This window comes from Pyxidicoccus sp. M6 (genome assembly GCF_055568925.1).
Genome location: NZ_CM145714.1, coordinates 12740378 through 12760455, shown reverse-complemented (window position 1 = coordinate 12760455; position 20078 = coordinate 12740378). Strand labels below are relative to the sequence as shown.

The window sequence follows — 20078 nt, the reverse complement described above, 5'->3', positions numbered from 1 at the left end:
AGTCCCCCACCTCGTGCCCCGTCCGCATCCGCTCCTGAAGAAGGGGCGGGCCCGGGCGGGGTCTGCCTTCGGGAGTTCCATGGAAACGCTCCTCCAGGACGTTCGGTACGCGCTGCGCACGCTGCGAAAGAGCCCCGGCTTCGCGCTGGTGGCGGTGCTCGCGTTGGCGCTCGGCATTGGCGCCAACAGCGCGGTGTTCAGCGTGGTGAATGGGGTGCTGCTGAAGGACCCGCCCTTCACCCAGCCGGAGCGGCTGGTCCACATCAAGGGCAACTTCCACGCGGCGAACCTCGCGGACATCTCCGTGTCCGTGCCGGAGTACCGGGACTACACCACGCTGCCGAGGGCCTTCTCGTCGGTGGGGGCCTACTACGACGATGACGTCACTCTCACCGGCGGCGACGTGCCGCAGCGGCTCAGTGTGACGTTCTCCTCGCCCTCGCTCCTGCCCACGCTGGGCGTGACGCCGATGCTGGGCCGGGGCTTCTCCGAGGAGGAGGAGACGCCGGGTAGGGAGCACGTGCTGGTGCTGACGCACAAGGCGTGGCGCACGCACTTCGCGCAGGACCCGAAGGTGCTGGGCCGCACGCTGCAGCTCGACGGTGAGTCGTACACGGTGGTGGGCGTGCTGCCGCGCGGCGCGGAGTACCCGGCGGGCACGGATGTGTATGCGCCCTTCGCGCCCACGCCGGAGCAGTTGGCGGAAGGCTCGCGCGGCAACCGCTACCTCAGCGTGGTGGGGCGGATGAAGCCCGGCATGACGCTGGAGGCGGCGAAGGCGGACATGGCGCGCGTGGCCTCGGAGCAGCAGACCACGCACGAGGGGAACTACAAGGGCGGCGGCTGGGCCATCACCGTGAAGTCGCTGAACGACGAGGTGGTGGGCGACGTGCGCGGCACGCTGTGGTTGCTGCTCGGCGCGGTGGGCTTCGTGCTGCTGGTGGCGTGCAGCAGCGTGGCGAACCTGCTCCTGGCGCGCGCGGCGTCGCGCAGCCGCGAGGTGTCCATCCGCGCGGCGCTGGGCGCGGGCCGCAAGCGCCTGGTGGCGCAGTTCCTGGTGGAGAGCCTGGTGCTGTCGCTGGTGGGCGGTGTGCTCGGCCTGCTGCTGGCGCTGTGGGGCACGGACCTGCTGCTGACCATCGTGGGTGACGGCCTGCCGCGCGCGGAAGAGGTGCGGCTGGACATGATGTCGGTGCTTTTCACGGCGGGCGTGTCGCTCGCGACGGGCCTGGGCTTTGGCCTCGTGCCGGCGCTCCAGGCGAGCCGCGCGGACCTGAACAGCACGCTGCGCGAGGGCACGCGAGGCACGGACAGCAAGAAGGCGGGCCGGCTGCGCGCGGGACTGGTGGTGGCGCAGGTGGCGCTCGCGCTGGTGCTGCTGGTGGGCGCGGGCCTCTTCGCGAAGAGCCTCCAGGCGCTGAGCGAGGTGGAGGCGGGCTTCACGCCCGAGGGCTTGCTCACCGGTCGCGTCGCGCTGCCGCGCGCGAGCTACGGGACGCCGGAGAAGTGCGAGGTCTTCGTGCGCGAGTTGCTGGCCCGCATCAAGGGGCTGCCCGGCGTGGAGTCCGCGGGCGCCACGAACCTGCTGCCCCTGGGCGGCCGCAGCGACACCAGCTTCGACGTCGAGGGCCGGACGCGCGCGCCGAACGAGGTGTGGCCGGCGGTGGAGAAGCGCCAGGTGACGGCGGACTACCTGCGCACGCTGCGGGTGCGGCTGCTCGATGGGCGCATGCTGCAGGAGACGGACGACGCGAGCGCGCCGTGGGTGGTGGTCATCAACAAGGCCTTCGCGGACCTCTACTGGCCGCAGGGCAATGCGATGAGCCAGCGGGTGAAGCTGCACCAGAAGAACGCCCAGTGGACCACGGTGGTGGGCATCGTCGACGACGTGCACGAGTGGGGGCTGGACGCGCCCGCGAAGCCGATGGCGTACTACTCGGCGGCGCAGCTCCCCATCTCCAACGTCAACCTCGTGGTGCGCGCGAAGTCGGGCAACCCCGAGCTCCTGCGCACGGCGATTGAGAACGAGGTGCGCGGGCTCGACGGCAACCTGCCGCTGTTCAACGTGGCGCCCATGGTGCGGCTGGTGGACGAGTCCATCGGCTCGCGCCGGCTGTCGGCCGTGTTGATGGGGCTGTTCGCGGGCACCGCGCTGCTGCTGGCGGCGCTCGGAATCTCCGGCGTCATCGGCTACTCGGTGGCGCAGCGCACGCGGGAGATGGGCATTCGCATGGCGCTCGGTGCGGCACGTAAGGATGTGCTCACGCTGGTGCTGGGCCAGGGCCTGAAGCTCGCCGGCCTGGGCGTGGCGGTGGGCCTCGCGCTGTCACTGGGCCTCGCGCGGCTGCTGAATGCGCTGCTCTATGGCGTGACGGCGTATGACCCATGGACCTTCGTCGGTGTCGCCGTGCTGTTGGCGGGTGTGGCATTGCTCGCCACGTGGCTGCCCGCGCGCCGGGCCACGAAGGTGGACCCCATCATTGCCCTTCGCTCCGAGTGAGCGCCCGAGAGAGTCATGTCCCAACCCCTCATTTCGCTCCGCAACATCGAGAAGTCCTACCCCCTGGCCGGCGGCCGCGCCTGGGTGCTGCGCCGCATCGACCTGGACATCCAGCCCGGTGAGTTCGTCACGCTGATGGGCCCGTCCGGCGCGGGCAAGTCCACGCTGCTGTCCATCATGGGCATGCTCGACGCGGAGTGGACGGGCGAGTACACGCTCGACAGTCAGGCCGTGCACGCGATGAAGCCGAAGGAGCGCGCCGAGCTGTCGCGCCGCACCATCGGCTTCGTCTTCCAGCAGTACCACCTGCTGGACAACCTCACCGTGGCGGAGAACCTGGAGGTGCCGCTCTCCTACCGCAACCTCAAGCGCGGCGAGCGCGAGGCGCTGGTGGGCGACATGCTGGACCGCTTCCAACTCGTCGGGAAGAAGGACCTCTTCCCCTCGCAGCTCTCCGGTGGACAGCAGCAACTCGTGGGAATCGCCCGCGCGCTCATCGCCAACCCCAAGGTGCTGCTGGCGGACGAGCCCACGGGCAACCTCCACTCCGCCCAGGCGAAGCAAATCATGGAGGTCTTCCAGAACCTCAACCGGGACGGCACCACGATTGTGCAGGTGACGCACTCGGACGCCAACGCAGCTTATGGCCACCGCGTGGTGCAGCTCGCGGACGGCTGGCTGCAGAAGTCCTGAGCGAGAGGCGCGCCCATGTTGAGCGACTTGAAAATGGACCTTCGGTACGCGCTGCGCACGATGCGCCAGTCGCCCGTGTTCACGGTGGCGGCGGTGCTGGTGCTGTCGCTGGGCATCGGCGCGACGACGGCGCTCTTCAGCGTGGTGGACGCGGTGCTGCTGCGGCCGCTGCCCTTCAAGGAGCCGGACCGGGTGGTGACGCTCGGCGCGGAGCAGACGCAGCGCATCTCCCCGCGCTACAGCCTGATGACGTTCGACGACATCGCGCGCCAGTCGACGCAGATGGTGTCGCTGACGGCGTACTCCAACGACTTGTTCAACGTCACCGGCAAGGGCGACGCACAGCAGATTCGCGGCACGGTGTTGGCGGGCGATTTCTTCGGCGCCTTCGGCGTGCCGGCCCTGCTCGGGCGTACCTTCACGCCCGAGGAGCAGCGCGCCCAGGTGGCGGTGCTGTCCTACGGGCAGTGGCAGGCCATGGGTGGGCGCCAGGACATCCTGGGCAGCACGCTGACGTTGAGCGGGCAGCCGTACACTGTGGTGGGGGTGATGCCGCCCGCCTTCCAGGTGCCGCAGCCGACGATTGCCGTCTGGGTGCCGTATGACAGCCTGGTGGGCGCGGCCACTTCCGAGGCGCGCACGCAGCGCGGCTACCGGGCCTTCGTCGTGACGGGGCGGCTGGCGCCCGGCGCCACGTTGGAGTCCGCGCGCCAGGAGCTTGCGGGCCTTGCTCCGGCCCTGCTGAAGGAGGACGCCTCGCTGGATTTGGGCCTGGTGGCCTATGCCGACCGGCTCACCGGGAACGTGCGCCTGGCGCTGTGGGTGCTGCTGGGCGCGGTGGCGCTGGTGCTGCTGCTGGCGGCGGCCAACGTGGCGCACCTGCAGCTGGCGCGCGCGGCGTCGCGGCAGCGCGAGCTGGGCATCCGCGTGGCGCTGGGCGCCGGGCGGGGGCGGCTGGTGCGGCAGCTCCTCACGGAGAGCCTGATGCTGGCGCTGCTGGGCGGCCTGGGCGGCGTACTGCTGGCGCTGTGGGGTACCGATTTGCTGCTGGCCCTGGGCGCCAACAACCTGCCGCGCGGCGGCGACGTGGCGGTGCAGGGGCGGGTGCTCCTCTTCACGCTGGGCGTGACGCTGCTGACGGGTGTGGGCGTGGGGCTGGCCCCGGCGCTGCAACGCACCCAGCTCAACCCGGGGACGGTGCTGGGCCAGGGCGCGACGGAGGCCACGCGCGGGCGCACGCACGCGGTGCTGGTGGTGGCGGAGGTGGCGCTGGCGCTGGTGCTCGTCACCGGCGCGGGGCTGATGCTGAAGAGCTTCTGGCGGTTGCACCAGGTGGACCCGGGGCTGGACCCGCATGGCGTCTTCGTGGCGCGGCTGTCCCTGCCGGACACCCCCTACAACGACAAGGCGCGGGCGGCGGTGTTCTACCGCGACCTGATGTCCCGGCTCGCCGCGCGGCCGGAGGTGGCCGCCGCGGGCGTGGGCCAGAGCCTTCCGGGCGGCTATGACATCCGTCGCTCGGGCTACTGGGTGGAGGGGACGGAGGATGTGCCCAACCGGCCCAGCGCCCTCGTCAACACCTCCTCTCCCGGCTTCCTGGAGGCGCTGCGTGTGCCGCTGCTCGCGGGCCGCCGCCTCACCGAGGCGGACAAGGGCGGTGTCTCGCGCGTCATGGTGGTGAGCGAGCACTTCGCGCGCGAAGTCTTCCCGGGCCAGGACCCGCTGGGCCGGCGGGTGACCTTCGGTGGAGACGATGCGCAGGGCAACCCGCTGTGGCTGACGGTGGTGGGCGTGGTGGGCGACGTGCCCTATGACGGCGTGGAGGCCGGCCAGGAGCCCACGGTGTATCTGCCCCTGGAGCAGGAGATGGGTGGGCTGTCCTCGAGCGGGCAGCTCGCGGTGCAGGCCGCGCCGGGCCTGTCGCCGCTGGCGCTGGAGGCCGTGGTGCGCGAGGAGTTGCGCGCGGTGGACTCCTCGGTGGCGCTCGCGCAGCCCACCACGATGGAGGACCGGCTGTCGTTGGACCTGTCCCGGCCGCGCTTCCGCACGGTGCTCCTGGGCTCCTTCGGCGTGCTGGCGCTGGTGCTGGCGGCGGTGGGCATCTACGGCGTCATGTCCTACGCGGTGGCGCAGCGCTCGCACGAGATGGGCGTGCGCATGGCCCTGGGAGCCCAGCGGCGGGACGTGCTGCGGCTGGTGGTGGGGCAGGCGCTGCGGCGCGTGGGCCTCGGGCTCGGGCTGGGCCTGACCGGGGCGCTCGCGACGCACCGGGTGATGGAGGGCCTGCTGTACGGCGTGGGCTCGCTGGACCTTTCGGTGCTCTCCTCCGTGGCGCTGCTCCTGTTGGCCACCGCCTGGCTGGCGAGCTGGCTGCCGGCTCGTCGGGCGGCCAGTGTGGACCCGGCCTCTGTCCTTCGTCGCGGCTGACGCCGCCCGTTTTCTGGCGCATTCTTGCCCTGGGTAACTTCCGTGTCCGAGCCCCTTCCCCAAATCTCCAATCCTCTCCCTCCCGCCGCTCCGGCCCCCGCCGCTCCCCGGCCGCCCCGCATCCTCGTCGCCGATGACCAGGCCGACGTGCTGGAGGCGCTGCGGCTGCTCCTCAAGCGTGACGGGTACGCCGTCGTCACCTCCCAGTCTCCGCAGGGTGCGCTGGCCACGCTGGAGGCCGAGGACGTGGACCTCGTCCTCATGGACCTGAACTACGCGCGCGACACGACGTCCGGCAGGGAGGGCATGGACCTGCTGGGCCGCATCCGTGCGCAGGACGCGTCGCTGCCGGTGGTGGTGATGACGGCCTGGGGCAGCGTGGAGGGCGCGGTGGAGGCCATGCGCGGCGGCGCGCGCGACTACGTGCAGAAGCCGTGGGACAACACGCGCCTGTTGGCCACGCTGCGCACGCAGCTGGAGTTGGGCCGCGCGCTGAAGCGCAGCCGCCGGCTGGAGGAGGAGAACCAGCACCTGCGGCGCGGCCAGGGCGGCCTGCCCACCATGGTGTCCGAGTCGCGCGCCATGCAGCCCATCCGCCGCCTCATCGAGCGCGTGGCCCCGTCCGGCGCCAACGTGCTGGTGACGGGCGAGCACGGCACCGGCAAGGAAGTGGTGGCGCGGCTGCTCCACGCGTCCTCGTCGCGGGCGGACCGGCCCTTCGTGGCGGTGAACTCGGGCGGCCTCTCCGAGGGCGTCTTCGAGAGCGAGCTCTTCGGCCACGTGAAGGGCGCCTTCACGGACGCGAAGACGGACCGCATCGGCTGCTTCGAGCTGGCGGACGGCGGAACGCTCTTCCTGGACGAGATTGGCAACATGCCGCTGTCGCAGCAGGCCAAGCTGCTGCGCGTGTTGCAGACGGGCGAATTGCACCCGGTGGGCTCGTCGAAGACGCGCAAGGTGGACGTGCGCGTGGTGAGCGCCACCAACGTGGACCTGTCCAAGGCGGTGGCGGAGGGGCGCTTCCGCGAGGACCTGCTCTATCGCCTCAACACGGTGGAGCTCCAGTTGCCGGCGCTGCGCGAGCGGCGCGAGGACATTCCCCTGCTGGCGGCGCACTTCCTGTCGGAGCACGGCCGGCGCTACGGGCGGCCCGCGATGCGGCTGTCGCCTGGGGCGCTGGAGGCGCTGCTGGCGTACGCGTGGCCGGGCAACGTGCGCGAGTTGGAGCACGCGGTGGAGCGCGCGCTGCTGATGGCGGCGGGGGACGAGGTGACGGCGGATGACCTGCTGCTCAAGCGGGCCTCGCGTGAGGGCGCGTCGCGGCTGGAGGAGATGACGCTGGAGGAGGTGGAGCGCTACCTCATCGAGCGCGCGCTGGCGCGGCACGAGGGCAACGTGAGCGAGGCCGCCAAGGGCCTGGGCCTGTCGCGCAGTGCGCTGTACCGGCGCCTGCAGCACTACGGCATCAAGGGAGCTCGGTGAAGCAGAAGCGCGGGCCGCCGCAGCACGACATGCAGGTGCTCGGCCTGGCATGGCTCGCGGGCCTGCCGGGCTCGGTGGCGTCGCTCGCGCTGGTGTGGACGGGGGACTTCTCGCCCAAGGTGCAGTGGACGCTGACCACGCTGGTGGTGGGCATGTTCCTGGGCGTGGGCCTGCTGGTGCGCGAGCGCGTGGTGCGCCCGCTGCACGCGGTGGCGAATCTCCTGGCCGGGCTGCGCGAGGGGGACTACTCCGTGCGCGGCCGTGGCGCGAGGGCCGGCGACGCGCTGGGCGAGGTGCTGCTGGAGGTCAACGCGCTGGGCGACACGCTGCGCGAGCAGCGGCTGGGAGCGCTGGAGGCGGGCGCGCTCCTGGAGCAGGTGATGGAGGAAATCGACGTCGGCGTGCTGGCCTTCGACGGCGAGGGCACGCTGAAGCTCGTGAATCGCGCGGGTGAGCGGCTGTTGGGCCAGTCGCGCTCGCAGTTGATGGGGAAGGGCGCGGAGGCGCTGGGGCTGTCTGATTTGCTGGAGGGCCCGGCGCCGAGGCGGCTCACTCGCTCCTTCGCGGAGGAGGGCGGCCCGTACGAGTTGCGGCGAGGCACGTTCCGCGAGGGCGGCCTGCCGCACCAACTGGTGGTGCTGTCGGACCTGCGGTTGGCGCTGCGCGAGCAGGAGCGCGAGGCGTGGCGCCGGCTGGTGCGGGTGCTGAGCCACGAAATCAACAACTCGCTGGCGCCGATTGGCTCCATCGCCGAGGCGCTGCGGGACACGCTGGTGCAAGAGCCGCGTCCCTCGGACTGGGAGGACGACGCGAAGAGCGGGCTGGGCATCATCGCGAGGCGCTCGGAGGCGCTGGGGCGCTTCATGTCGGCGTACGCGCGGCTGGCGCGGCTGCCACCTCCGGTGCTGGCGGACGTGGAGGTGGACGGCTGGGTGCGGCGGGTGGCGGCGCTGGAGAAGCGCCGGCCGGTGGGCGTGCGCGCGGGTCCGGCGCTGGTGTTGCGCGGGGACGCGGACCAGTTGGAGCAGCTCCTCATCAACCTGGTGCGCAACGCGGTGGACGCGGTGCAGTCCGTGTCCGAGAGCGGCAACGTCTGGGTGTCCTGGGCGGTGCTGTCACCCGGAGCGGTGGAGGTCTGGGTGGAGGACGAGGGCCCCGGCCTCGCGGACACGGGCAACCTCTTCGTGCCGTTCTTCACCACGAAGCCGCAGGGCAGCGGCATCGGCCTCGCGCTGAGCCGGCAGATTGCGGAGGCGCACGGCGGAGGCTTGAGGCTGGAGAACCGGCCCGAGGGACGCGGGTGCCGCGCGCGGCTGAAGCTGCCGTTGGACACGCCGGGGCTGGCGGCGAGCCAGGGCTGAGTTGCTGGCCTGCTGGTAGCCCCTACCCGGGGGCGTCGATTTGGAGGCCGTGGGGCGCCGTCCCTAGGATGGGCGCCACGTGGCGGACGCGGGCCGGGAACTTCCGGGGCCGGGTCCGTTCCTCCGGGGTGAACACCATGAATGCAGGACGGATGGCCGTGCTCCTGGTCTGGAGCCTGATGGGGACGGCGCTGGCGGCGGACCCCGTGTCCGAGGTGGAGGAGGACCTGTCGAAGCAGTCGACGGGGCTCATCCAGACGCGGATGGCCACCGAGCAGAAGCGGCTGGAGACGGCCGAGTCCGACCTCACCATCCTCCGCCATGAGCTCCAGAAGGCGCGGGCACGGCAGGCGGACGTCCGGGCACAGAAGCTCGACACGGCTCGGATGGCGCCCCTGCTCACGCGCTTCCAGAAGGACTTCACCGCGGTCAGCGATGCGACGGCTCGAGGCGGCCTGCCAACGAAGGACGTCTACTCGCGGCTGGAGCGCTCCTCGTACGAGCTGGTCGACGCCATGTCCTACGCGCTGGCGGACTTCCTGCCGCGCCTCATCGATGAGGGGCAGCGCACCCCGCTCATCGACGAGGTGTACGGCGAGCCCAAGCGCATCCTGCTGCCGAGCTCGAACGAGCTCCAGATGCTCCGCTTCCCGCAGACGGGTCGCGACTCCGGGATGACGCCGGATGTGTTCGTCGAGCAGATGAAGGAGGCGCTCGCGGGCGCCTCCGAGCGCGCGAAGACGCTCTCCATGGGCGAGCTGGAGCGGCTCTTCGCCCAGGACCAGGAGGCGGTGGCGAAGGTGTGGCAGGGCATCATCGACCGCACGCAGGTCGCCATCGAAGTGCGCGGCAAGCAGGTGAAGGACTCGCAGGCCGCCATCGACACGTTGAGCGCGGAGCTGGACGCGCGTCAGGTGAAGAAGTTCGAGACGGATGGGCGGCTGACGTGGGCCATCATCATCATGGTCGTCGTGCTGTTGCTGCTCTACCTCGCCACGCTGCTGTTCAAGCCCGAGGTGCAGCAGACCATCTTCCACCAGCGCATCCTCGTGGAGATGATTGGCATGGCCTTCCTGCTGCTGACCATCATCATCCTCGGCACGGGAGAGAAGATTGACCGCGCGGTGCTTGGCACGTTGCTGGGCACGGTGGGCGGCTACATCTTCGGCCAGCAGCAGGCGCGGCGAACTGCCGCGGACACCCAGCCGGCCGCGCAGCCCGCGATGGCGGCGGTCCCCGCGCAGCCGGTGCAGCCCACGACGGTAGTGCCCGCGCAGCCGGTGTTGCCCGCGACGGCGGTGGTGCCCACGCAGCCCATGCTTCCGGAGCAGTCCGTCGTCCCAGCTCAGGCCGCCGCGCTCTTGCAGCAGGCCGCGCAGCAGGGAGGCAACCCCGCGACGGCGCCGGAAGCCACCGCACCGGCCGCCGCGAAGGGCGACACCCGGGCAACACAGGACGCGGAGTCGTAGCCGTCCCACCCTGGCGGCTGGTCCATCCGACTTCTCGTTTCTGGTCCTTTCGGACAGACCAGTCCGGACGCAGGCTCCGGGACCTCTTGTTCCAGGAGGTCCGCATGAAGGCCGAAGTACTCGAGGTGAAGACGGAGGCGGACGCCGCCGCGTGCTTCCGGGTGGTGCACCAGCTGCGTCCGCACCTGGATGAGGCCACGTTCCTCGCCATGTGGCGCCGCATGAGCACGGGTGGCTACCAGCTCGCCTGTGTCCGGGAGGACGGGCAGGTGCGCGCGGTGGCCGGCTGGCGGTTCATCGAGATGCTGCACTCGGGGCTGCACCTGTACGTGGACGACCTCATCACCGACTCGGAGCTGCGCTCGCGAGGCCACGGTGCGCTCCTGCTCGGCTGGCTGCGCGAGCGGGCGAAGGCGGCGGGCTGCAATACCCTGGAGCTCGACAGCGGCACGCACCGCACCCGCGCGCACCGCTTCTACTTCCGCGAGGGCATGCACATCAGCAGCTTCCACTTCCGGCAGGAGCTACGCTAGCGCCCACCATGCGCGCCTGGTCCTTCCCCGTCCCGCTCGACCCGGACTCGGGTGTGCCGCTCTTCCTCCAGATTGCGCGCGCGCTCGAAGAGGATGTGCGGCGCGGGCGGTTGAAGCCCGGTGCACCGCTGCCCGGTTCGCGCACGATGGCACGGGAGCTGGGCGTGCACCGCAACACGGTGCTCGCCGCGCTTGGCGAGCTCGAAGCGCAGGGCTGGTTGGAGACGCGCCCGGCGCAGGGAACGTATGTCTCTCGCGAGCTGCCGGACTCGCGGCCGCGTCCTGCCGCGCCCCTGCTCGGGCCAGTTCCACGCCCGGATGCGCCTGGCTTCTCACTCTCGGACCGCCCGCGAGGCCGTGAGTCGCTCCCTCGCGGTGTGCTGGCCCTGTCGGCGGGCGCACCGGACACGCGGCTCGTCCCCACGGAGATGCTCGTACGCGCCTTCCGCCGCGCCCTGCGCCGTCATGGCCCACGGCTGCTCGACTACACGGATGGCCGGGGACACGCGGGGCTGCGCCGCGCGCTCGCGCAGATGCTCTCCGAGACACGCGGCCTCGCGCTCGATGAGGATGGGCTCCTCGTCACCCGAGGCAGCCAGGGGGCGCTGGACCTCGCGGCGCGCACGTTGCTCTCACCGGGCGCGCGCGTCGCGGTGGAGACGCCGGGCTATCCACCCGCCTGGGAGGTGCTGCGGCTGGCCGGCGCGAGCCTTGTCCCCGTGCCCGTGGATGCGCAGGGCCTGGACGTGGATGCCCTCGCTCGCGCGCATGCGCAGGCGCCCCTGCGCGCCGTGTACCTCACGCCCCACCATCAGTACCCCACCACCGTCACGCTCTCCGCCGCGCGCCGGCTCCGGCTCCTCGACTGGGCGGCGCGAGAGCGCGTGGCACTCATCGAGGACGACTACGACCACGAGTTCCACTACGAGGGCCGGCCCGTGCTGCCCCTGGCCAGCGCCGACCGCGCCGGAGTCGTGGTGTATGTGGGGACGCTGTCCAAGGTGCTCGCGCCCGGCCTGCGCCTGGGCTACCTCGTGGCGCCGCGTGCCTTCCTCGAACGCGCGCTCGCCATTCGTGAGACGGTGGACCGTCAGGGAGAAACCGCGCTGGAAGCCGCGGTGGCGGAGTTGCTCGAAGACGGCGAGGTGTCCCGTCACGTGCGGCGCGTGCGAGCCGAATACCGGGAGCGTCGCGACGCGCTGGTGCAGGCGCTCCGGCGCGAGCTGCCCCAGGCCCTGCACGCGACGCCGCCCGCCGGAGGCCTCACGCTCTGGGCCTCCACCTCGCTCGACGCACGGGCCTGGGCCACGAGAGCCTTCGAGGAGGGCGTGGCCGTGCAGCCAGGAAGCGCCTTCAGCTTCGACGGCACGCCCCTGCCCGCGCTGCGAATGGGCTTCGCCGCCCTCAACCCTCGCGAGCTCACCGAGGCAGTGCGCAGGCTCGCCCGCGCGGTGTCCGCACCCGCGCGGCGCTCCACCGGCTCGCGGAGAACGTAACTGCTCACCCACGCGAGCCTCCAGGCTTGCGAGATGAAGCAGACCCGCGCGGCTCTCGCTCCAGCGCGTCCAGGCTGTCCGTCCAGAAGCGCTCGTAGAAGCGCAGCCAGTCGAGCGCCCCGGCCAGGGGCTCGGCAGCGAGCCGGCACCGGTGCGTGCGTCCCTCCACCGTCCGGTGGACGAGCCCCGCCTTCTCCAGCACCTTCACGTGCTTGGACGCCCCCGCGAAGGACATGCGGAACGGCGCGGCCAGCTCGCCGATGCTGCGCTCACCCCCGGCGAGGCTGTGCAGCATTCCCCGCCGCGTCGGGTCCGCCAGCGCATGGAACACGGCATCCAGCCGCTCTTCCTGACGTTGAACCATTTGGTTGAGCTTGGGGGCGCACCGTAACGCGGTCAACCGGAGCCGGGAAACGTCACGGGCCGCCCGCGGACCCCAGTGAGGTCCGGGAGCGGCCCGGGGGACAGCCACGTGCCAGGAAGCTCAGGCCGTCTGAGCGGCGGGAGCCTCGTCGGGCGGCGAGTCGTAGGCGGGGGTGAGGTCCACCACGTTGACGGTGACGAGGTGGTAGACGATGCAGTTGCTCAGCCAGAAGAAGACGGCGCACCAGTGCACGTAGACGAGCGGCGAGCCGGGCCACACCTGGAGCGTGTGGCCGAAGACCTTGTCGGCCATGAACCCGCCGAACCACTCACCGACGAAGGTGAACGCGGTGCCGATGGCGATGCGCGTCCACACCTTCATGCGGCGCGGGTAGAACCAGAAGTAGTGCAGGCTCCACAGCAGGGCCACGCACCCGGCCCAGAGGATGAGGCTCCCGAAGGAGAACCAGTGGTAGGGCGACTCGGGGAACACCCAGCCCCAGTCCTCGTTCACCTGTCGCCAGGCCAGGTTCTGCGCCAGCTCCATGAACCAGAAGAGCGGAGCGATATAGAGGACCTGGGTCATCAGGATGCGCAACCAGGTCGCGACCCTCTTCCAGAACCAAATGGGCCAGGCGAGTGAAATCATGATTCCCCTTCGGCCGCGGCATGGTGGCGGACGCCGCGCAGAAGTAGGAACGGAGTGAATCTCATTTCTTGGTAATTATCGGCGCCAATGCGTTGCGTATGGGCGCCAGCCCGGAGGCTCCGGGCTGAACGGTGATTCAGGTTCTACGCACCGCGCCGTGTAACAAAACCCGAGGAGTCACCATGGGTTGTCACGGCTCGACGGGGAGGGTCAGAGCCCGTAGCTGCGCATGAAACAATACTCGAGCACGAAGGAGCCGTTCGAGTAGACGCGGCCGCCGCACTGCTCAATCACGGTGTAGGACTCGATGTAATAGAAGCCCTCGGGCACATAAGCCCACCAGTTCATCTGGTCCGGAGTGTGCTGGTAGTAGGCGACCCAGGGGGAGGCGGCGTTGAAGCCCTGCGCGGCAATCTGGCGGGCCGTCGCGTTGGACAGCCCCGGCAGGCTGCCGAAGAGGACGGGAGTGGACAGCCCGGCCTCGGTGACACCGAGGGGACTCGTCGGCTCCGGAGTCACCTGCTCCTCCTGGCCGCCACACCCCGTCCACAGCACCACCGCGCACAGCGCTCCCGCGAGCTTCATCATGTGACATCTCCTTCGAAATAAAGCCGGCAGCTCGAGCAGTACTGCCTCGAGCTACCGGTGTGCGGGCCGCATGGTGCGACGACCCGCACGCAAATGGGTGGGCTATTTGCTGCTCGCGTCGTCCGGCCGGGTGCCCTTGTCGAGCTCGTCCCGGTCCAGCGCGCCGTCCAAATCCCTGTCGATGCCGATGCGGACCTCGGAGCCCTTGGGCACCACCGTGTAGGTGAGCTCGTTGCCCGTGCGCCCCAGCGTCTGGAGCAGCGACGCCGTCACCGTCTCCGCGGCCCGGTCCGCCTGGAACACGCCGCTGCCCATGTACGCGTAGCCCCGGGCGAGGCCGCCCTGGTTGCCCTTCACCACCACGCCCACCTTCCCGTTGTCCGCGAGCGACAAGAAGGTGGACACCGTGGCGAGCTGCGCCGCCGTGGGGCTCGCGGAGGACAGCGTCACCTGCCGTCCCACCGCCGCGTGCGTGTCCTTGCTGTTGGGCCCGGGCGGCTCCTGAATCGCCGTCGCCGAGCCCTTCGGCAAGTCCGAGCCGGAGAAGGACAGGAGGAACGCCACCAGGTCGGCGACCTCCTGGTCGCTGGTCAGGTTGAACACCGGCTCGGTGATGAAGCGCGCAATCGAGTCCACGGCGCCATCGTGCGCGAAGCCGAAGCCCGCCACGTTCGACGTCTGCGTGAAGTCCATGCCGACCTTCTCGTAGAGGTTGCGGAGCTGCGAAATCTTCATCGTCACGTTGGTGAAGCCATCCACCGAGACGAGCGCGCTGTGGTGCTCGCCATTCGTGCCCACGGGGAAGGGCACGAACTGGCTCCCGTTCCACGTCATGTCCGTGCCCATGCCCGTGGGCAGCGTGTGACACGCGGAGCACGCCAGCCGCCCCGCGTCGAGCAGCCTCGGCGGCCGATACATGTTCAACCCACGCTGCGCGTTGCCGTTGGGCAGCGGCTGCCCCGCCGCGCCGAAGCGCCCCGTCGTGAAGTGCCCCGTCAGCGGCAGGCTCGTGGGCAGCGAGTTGTCGAAATTGCGGAACGGATTCGGAGGGAACGTCAGCGTGGCGAGGAAGTCCTCGAATTGTTGCATCTCCACCACGGTGAGCTGCGCGTCGTCCCCTTGGAGGCTGGTGAACGCGCCGTTGAACTCCTCCAGGCCCGCCCTGTCGCCGCGCCAATGCAGGGGCTCCTGACCGACGATGTCCTGGAGGGTCTGCGTCGTCATCGGCCCCTTCATCGCGTGCCACGGCTGGAAGCCCGTGGTGAGGCCCGGCACGCCCATGCCCAGGTTCTGGCCGGTGACGGCCTTCATGTCGCCGGCCGGGTTGCCCAGGTCCCAAGCCAACCGGTCCATGCGGCCGTCGATGTGACACGACGCACACGCGACATGCCCCAGGCCCGAGCCCTTGTGCGTGTCATACAGGTGCTGCCGGCCCACCTTGATGGCACCGGGGGACGGGTCGAAGAAGGGCACCCGAGCCACCTCGGTGTTGGACGTCGTGTCCACCACGGACACGCTCGCGGCGAACTTGTTGAGCACGTAGAGCCGCGTGCCGTTGAGCACCACGCCGGTGGGGCCCTCGCCCACGTTGACCTGCGTGACGCGCGCGCCGGTGTTGTCCACCACGATGACGTTGTTGGAGCCCATGCCCGTCACGTAGGCGCGCGTCCCATCCGCGTTCCACGCCACGCCGCGCGGGTCGCCCACCGACAGGTTCCGCGTGGCCTGGGACACCGTGCTGGAGGTGTACGTGAGGTGCGGGTTGAGGTCGAAGCGGGCCGCCGTCGTCGGCGAGGCCGGGTCCAAGGAGACGCCCACCACGCGCAGGAAGCGGCCATTGACGTTGGGCTCGAAGCGCACCTCGTTGATGGCGTCCGTGCCCACCACCGACACACGGCCGTTCGGCTGCACGGCCAGCGCCATGTTCAGGTTCATCAACCCCGTGGCGTACGTCACCGCCAGCGTGGACGTGTTGATGATGGCCAAATCACGGTCCACGATGTCCCAGCCCACGCGCCGCCCCGAGGCCGACGCGTTGGCGCCGGAGACGAGCGCCGTCCAGTCATGCGCGTTGTCGTCCATCCACCGGCCGCTCGCGTTCTTCTTCACGATGAGGCCCACCGGCGGAGGCGTGGGGTTGCCGGACTTCTGCGCCGGGTTGAAGGACGTGCCCGAGTTGGGCGGAGGATTCGCGCCGCTATACGGGCTGGCGCTGCTGCTCACCACGTTGGGAGGAAAGCCGCCGCCCCCCATCGCGTTGCCGCCGCCGAGCACCGTGCTGCGGTTGCCGGACTCGAACAACGCCGCGTACACCTGCGTGCCCGCGGCATTCACCGCCAGGGCGCGAGGCTCCTCGCCGCCGATGGCCACGCGCGTGGGAGTCCCGAGCGGATTGGCCGGGTCCACCACCAGCACGCGATTCACCTGCGAGCAGGAGATGAACGCGCGCTGCGGGCTGCCGGCGAAGACGACGTCCGCGGGCTCGTCGTCGGTGGGCACCGTCACCCGCACGTTGAGCGTGCCGAGGTCCACGATGCTGACGCTGTCCGAGACATGGTTGACGACCCACGCCTCCGTGTTGCCGCGCGCGCGCACGGACACCGGGTCCAATCCCACGGGGATGGCCGCGGCCAGCACGGGCGTGCCGCCCGTCACGTTGAACACCAACAACCGGTTGTCTGCCGTGTTGACGGCCAGCAACTTCGAGCCGTCCGGCGTGAGCTCCAGCGGGTGCACGTGCGGGTGCTCCCAGTTGACGAAGGCGCCCGAGGACTGCGCGAGCGCGGGCCCTCCCACAAGGAAGAGGCACGGCAACAGGGCCGCGAGGACCCGACGCACGACAGACATGAACATCTCCCTGAGACACCAGGAGCGCGCCACACCCCATACCGCCAGCGCTACCGGCCAAGCCTAAAATACCAGATAATCCAGTATTATCTGACCTCCAACACAGGAAGTCGGCCACGGTTGCGGGAAAAAAACGCGGGGGCCGCTGCCGCCCCGCGTTGGAGGCGGGCGTTGGCCCCGGAGGCGGAAGCACTCCAGAATCCGCGCCATGCAACCCGTCCCCCGTCGTCCGTACCGCTGTGCGGTGCCCCTCGTCCTCGCCCTCCTCTGTGCCTTCGCGCCCGCCGCCCGCGCCGAGGTCGCCGTCCAGCGCACCTTCCTGCGTCTTCCGTCCTCCAACGGTCACGGTGCGGTCATGCTGGACCTGGAGCAGAAGAAGGTGACGCACTTCCGCGAGCACCTCTTCGCCACCGAGGAGCCCGTCATCGACGTGACGGGCGCCGATGTCTTCTCGGGCGGCCAGCCGCAGGTGGTGCACACGCGCGATTTGCTCTTCGACGCGTTCTTCGGCCTGCGCTCGGGCGGCACGCAGCGGTGGCTGAACACGCAGGACGCCAACCTGGAGGCCAGCGGCTACGCGCCGTGGGCGCCAGGGAAGACGGCGGGCACGGGCGTGGCGATGCTGGTGCAGAAGGTGGGCACGCTGGAGGTGACGACGTACGTCTTCGCGCCCCAGCGCCTGTTTCATGCCTCCTTCGTCATGGCGCTGCGCGTGCGCAACACGGGCACGGCGGCGGTGACGGGGGTGAGCGCCTTCTCGCTCCACAACTTCCACCTGGGCTTCGGCCGGCCGGGCGTCATGTCGGAGACGGGCGAGAATGGCGAGACGGTGGAGCTGTCCGGCGACGTCTTCTCGGAGAAGGGCTTCGCGGGCGTGCTGGTGGCGCGGCCGCTGGGCGCGGTGGCGAAGAAGGCGGCGTGGCTGGGGAGCGCCACGGGCTCGGCGAGTGGCTACAACGTGGTGAACAACGGTGGCTCGCAGGACCTGCAGGACTTCACGGCGCAGCCGTCCTCGGGCACGGGCTGGGCCACGGCGTACCAGTTCAACCTGGGCGACATCGCGGCGGGCGCGGAGAAGTGGGCGGGCGTGGCCTTCGCGCACCACGCCAACCCGGAGTCAGGGGACACGGCGCGGCAGTGGCTGGCGGACTGGGCGGGCAGCTCGGACGCGAAGGCGCTGGTGGAGGCGGAGCTGGCGCGCTGGGGGGGCATCCAGAGCGACCTCGTGAAGGTGCCCGCGGGTGTGTCGGAGGACGAGGAGGCGCTGGTGCGCCAGTCGGCGGTGGTGCTGGCCATGGCGCAGGTCCGCGAGAGCGATGCCTTCCTGCGCGAGTGGCTGACGAAGGACGGCGAGGTGCGCCGCACGCGCTTCAAGGGAGTCGACGGCGCGCCGGTGACGCTGCCGGCGAGGGTGGCGCACGCGGGCCAGGGCGCGGTGCTGGCCAGCCTTCCGCCGGGCCAGTGGACGTATGCGTGGATTCGGGACGGCGCCTACGCGGCCGCGGCGATGTCGACGCTGGGCATGACCAACAGCGCGCGCGCGGCGCTGGCGTACTACCTCCAGGCGGACAGCGGCCGGTTCCGTGACTGGCGCGAGCTGCAGTCGTACAACATGCCGCCGTACGTCATCACCCTGACGCGCTACCACGGCCTCGGCGTGGAGGAGACGGACTTCAACGACTCCGGCCCCAACCTGGAGTTCGACGGCTTCGGCCTCTTCCTCTGGTCGCTGCGGCACTACGAGCGCACCACCGGGGAGCTGACGCTGGTGGATGACTACTGGGCCACGGTGTCAACGAAGGTGGCGGACGCGCTGTTGGCGCTCATCGACCCGGAGACGGGGCTCATCCGTCCGGACTCGTCCATCTGGGAGACGCACTGGAACGGGCGGCAGCGCGCGTGGGCGTACACCAGCATCACGGCGGCTCGCGGCCTGTGTGACGCGGCGGTGCTCGCCGAGCGCAAGGGTGACGCGGACCGGTCGCTGCGCTACCGCAACGCGGGCGAGAGCATCCGCCGCGCGCTGGCGGAGAAGCTGACGGACTCCAACTTCGCGCTGGCCTCGAACCTGGAGGAGCTGAAGACGGGCCGGGGCTACTGGGACGCGGCGGTGTTCGACGCGTTCGCCTTCGGCCTGTTCGACCCGAAGGGGAAGATTGCGACGGCCACGCTGCGTGGCATGGACCTGCGGCTGTCGTCTCCGGCGGGCGCGGGCTGGCAGCGCAATGATGACCGGTATGACCACTCGGGCGGCGCGGACGTCAGCCCGTGGGGCAGCGAGTACGACAGCGCGGAGTGGGTCATCGTCAGCCTGCGCGGCGCGGTGGCCAAGCGCCTGGCGGGAGACACCGCGCGGGCGGACCGCGTGCTGGCGTGGGTGAAGGACCAGTCGCTGAAGAACTACCTCGCGGTGGCGGAGACGTACGACGAGAACACCGGGAAGTACAAGTTCAACTCCCCCATGGTGGGCTTCGGCGCGGGTGCGTACGTGCTGGCGCTGGCGCAGCGCGCGGGCGGGACGGAGGACCCGGCGTGCGGCGCGTACTTCGACGAGAGCACGCTGACGAAGGAGCCGGACGCGGGCACGCCGGATGCGGGCACGGAGGTTCCGGACGCGGGCACGCAGCCGGCTCCGGACGCGGGCACGTCGACCGACGGTGACGTGGGCGGCGGAGGCTGCAACGCCACGGGGCCGGGGGCCATGGCCCTGTGGCTGGTGGTGGCGCTCGCGGGCGCCGTGCTCGCGCTGCGCCGCCGCTCACCGCGAGCTTCCTGAGTCCCCGAGTCAGTGCACGCGAGGTTCGTGCGCGGAGGACGGCGTTCCCTTCATGAACGCCGCCTCCGTCATCGCCGAGGGAGACAGGCCCTGGCTCGACAGCCACTCGAGCACCGTCTCGGCGACCTCCTTCCAGCCGCGGTCGATGACCAACGAGTGTCCCCGGTCCGGGAACACCTTGTAGTCATTCACGGTGGGCGACTTGCGGTACAGGTTGTACGCCGCGCGGCTCACCACCTCCGGCACCGTCCCATCCCTGCCCCCGCCGATGATGAGCAGCGGGCCACGGCTCGCGCGGACGTCCACGCGGGCCGGTGTCCAGGGGTTGAGGTTGGCCACCGCCGCCTCGAATAGTGGGCGGGCCGGCGACGCAATCACATACTTCGCGTGCAGCGCGTCCGACTCCTCCCTCGATACGGTGCTCGCGAAGCCCCGGTGGAACTGCTCGGGCGTGAGGGCCACCGCGCGCTTGAGGTTGAGCGGGTTGCCGAGCACCGGCAGCGTATTGCGGAGCTGCTCGAAGGGCAGCGGGAGCACGCCGCGAATCTGTGCCGGGTCGATGGCCACGGCCCCCGCGGCGAGCTTCATGCCGAGCAGCTTCTGGGCGAACAGCCCGCCGAAGGAGTGGCCAATCACAATCGGCTTCGTGCTGAACGTGCGGAGGATGCGCGCGTAGTGCTCGGCCACCTCGGCGATGCCCCGGTTGGCGACGCGCTCGGGGTGCGCGCGTGCTTCCTCCAAGGTGGCTGGCTCCTCGGGCCAGCCTGGATTCACCGCGTCGTAACCCGCCGCGCGGAACAGCTCCACCCACGGCCTCCAGCTCTCCGCGTGCAGCCAGAGACCGTGGATGAAGACAACGGTGGGGCGTGTCGCGGCCATGGGGGGCTCCTCCTC

The 20078-nt window shown here is 70.6% G+C and carries 14 protein-coding genes; 9 read left to right on the top strand and 5 right to left on the bottom strand.

Translation table 11 applies throughout. The annotated features are described in order from the left end of the window. Positions 1-79: 79 nt before the first annotated feature. The 8 genes from ACVTJA_RS50365 to pdxR all read left to right on the top strand — a co-directional run bounded on the left by ACVTJA_RS50365 (position 80) and on the right by pdxR (position 11961). Positions 80-2500, top strand: a complete 2421-nt coding sequence (locus tag ACVTJA_RS50365) for an ABC transporter permease (RefSeq protein WP_465831800.1) — start codon at positions 80-82, stop codon at positions 2498-2500. A 15-nt stretch (positions 2501-2515) separates the two neighbouring features. Next, on the top strand, positions 2516-3193 hold the full coding sequence (locus ACVTJA_RS50360; RefSeq protein ID WP_465831798.1) for an ABC transporter ATP-binding protein: 678 nt from the start codon (positions 2516-2518) through the stop codon (positions 3191-3193). A 33-nt stretch (positions 3194-3226) separates the two neighbouring features. After that, positions 3227-5620, top strand: a complete 2394-nt coding sequence (locus ACVTJA_RS50355; protein WP_465831796.1) for an ABC transporter permease — start codon at positions 3227-3229, stop codon at positions 5618-5620. A gap of 42 nt (positions 5621-5662) precedes the next feature. Continuing rightward, positions 5663-7102, top strand: a complete 1440-nt coding sequence (locus ACVTJA_RS50350; protein WP_465831794.1) for a sigma-54-dependent transcriptional regulator — start codon at positions 5663-5665, stop codon at positions 7100-7102. 29 nt (positions 7103-7131) lie between these two features. Beyond that, a complete protein-coding gene (locus ACVTJA_RS50345) occupies positions 7132-8463 on the top strand; it encodes a sensor histidine kinase (RefSeq protein WP_465840715.1) in 1332 nt (443 codons plus the stop codon). Between the two features lie 152 nt (positions 8464-8615). Beyond that, a complete protein-coding gene (locus ACVTJA_RS50340) occupies positions 8616-9932 on the top strand; it encodes a hypothetical protein (protein WP_465831793.1) in 1317 nt (438 codons plus the stop codon). Positions 9933-10036: 104 nt separating this feature from the next. Beyond that, positions 10037-10465 (top strand): GNAT family N-acetyltransferase, encoded by a 429-nt coding sequence (locus ACVTJA_RS50335; protein ID WP_465831791.1) that lies wholly within the window; start codon positions 10037-10039, stop codon positions 10463-10465. A gap of 8 nt (positions 10466-10473) precedes the next feature. Beyond that, positions 10474-11961, top strand: a complete 1488-nt coding sequence (gene pdxR, locus ACVTJA_RS50330; protein ID WP_465831790.1) for a MocR-like pyridoxine biosynthesis transcription factor PdxR — start codon at positions 10474-10476, stop codon at positions 11959-11961. A gap of 4 nt (positions 11962-11965) precedes the next feature. On the opposite strand, the gene ACVTJA_RS50325 is transcribed toward pdxR, so the two are convergent. The 4 genes from ACVTJA_RS50325 to ACVTJA_RS50310 form a co-directional block, all read right to left on the bottom strand. After that, positions 11966-12325: an ArsR/SmtB family transcription factor gene (locus ACVTJA_RS50325; protein WP_465831788.1), complete on the bottom strand. Its 360-nt coding sequence runs from the start codon at positions 12323-12325 to the stop codon at positions 11966-11968. Positions 12326-12445: 120 nt separating this feature from the next. After that, positions 12446-12922 (bottom strand): hypothetical protein, encoded by a 477-nt coding sequence (locus ACVTJA_RS50320; protein ID WP_465831787.1) that lies wholly within the window; start codon positions 12920-12922, stop codon positions 12446-12448. Positions 12923-13183: 261 nt separating this feature from the next. Beyond that, the gene (locus ACVTJA_RS50315; protein WP_465831786.1) at positions 13184-13561 is read right to left on the bottom strand and encodes a hypothetical protein; all 378 of its coding nucleotides are present in this window, start codon (positions 13559-13561) and stop codon (positions 13184-13186) included. A gap of 102 nt (positions 13562-13663) precedes the next feature. After that, the gene (locus ACVTJA_RS50310) at positions 13664-16408 is read right to left on the bottom strand and encodes a hypothetical protein (protein ID WP_465831784.1); all 2745 of its coding nucleotides are present in this window, start codon (positions 16406-16408) and stop codon (positions 13664-13666) included. A 208-nt stretch (positions 16409-16616) separates the two neighbouring features. On the opposite strand from ACVTJA_RS50310, the gene ACVTJA_RS50305 reads away from it, so the two are divergent. Beyond that, complete coding sequence (locus ACVTJA_RS50305; RefSeq protein ID WP_465831783.1) at positions 16617-19184, top strand: glycoside hydrolase family 15 protein; 2568 nt, start codon at positions 16617-16619, stop codon at positions 19182-19184. 9 nt (positions 19185-19193) lie between these two features. Here the strand turns inward: ACVTJA_RS50305 and ACVTJA_RS50300 are convergent, their stop codons facing one another. Continuing rightward, positions 19194-20063: an alpha/beta hydrolase gene (locus ACVTJA_RS50300; protein ID WP_465831781.1), complete on the bottom strand. Its 870-nt coding sequence runs from the start codon at positions 20061-20063 to the stop codon at positions 19194-19196. Positions 20064-20078: the final 15 nt, after the last annotated feature.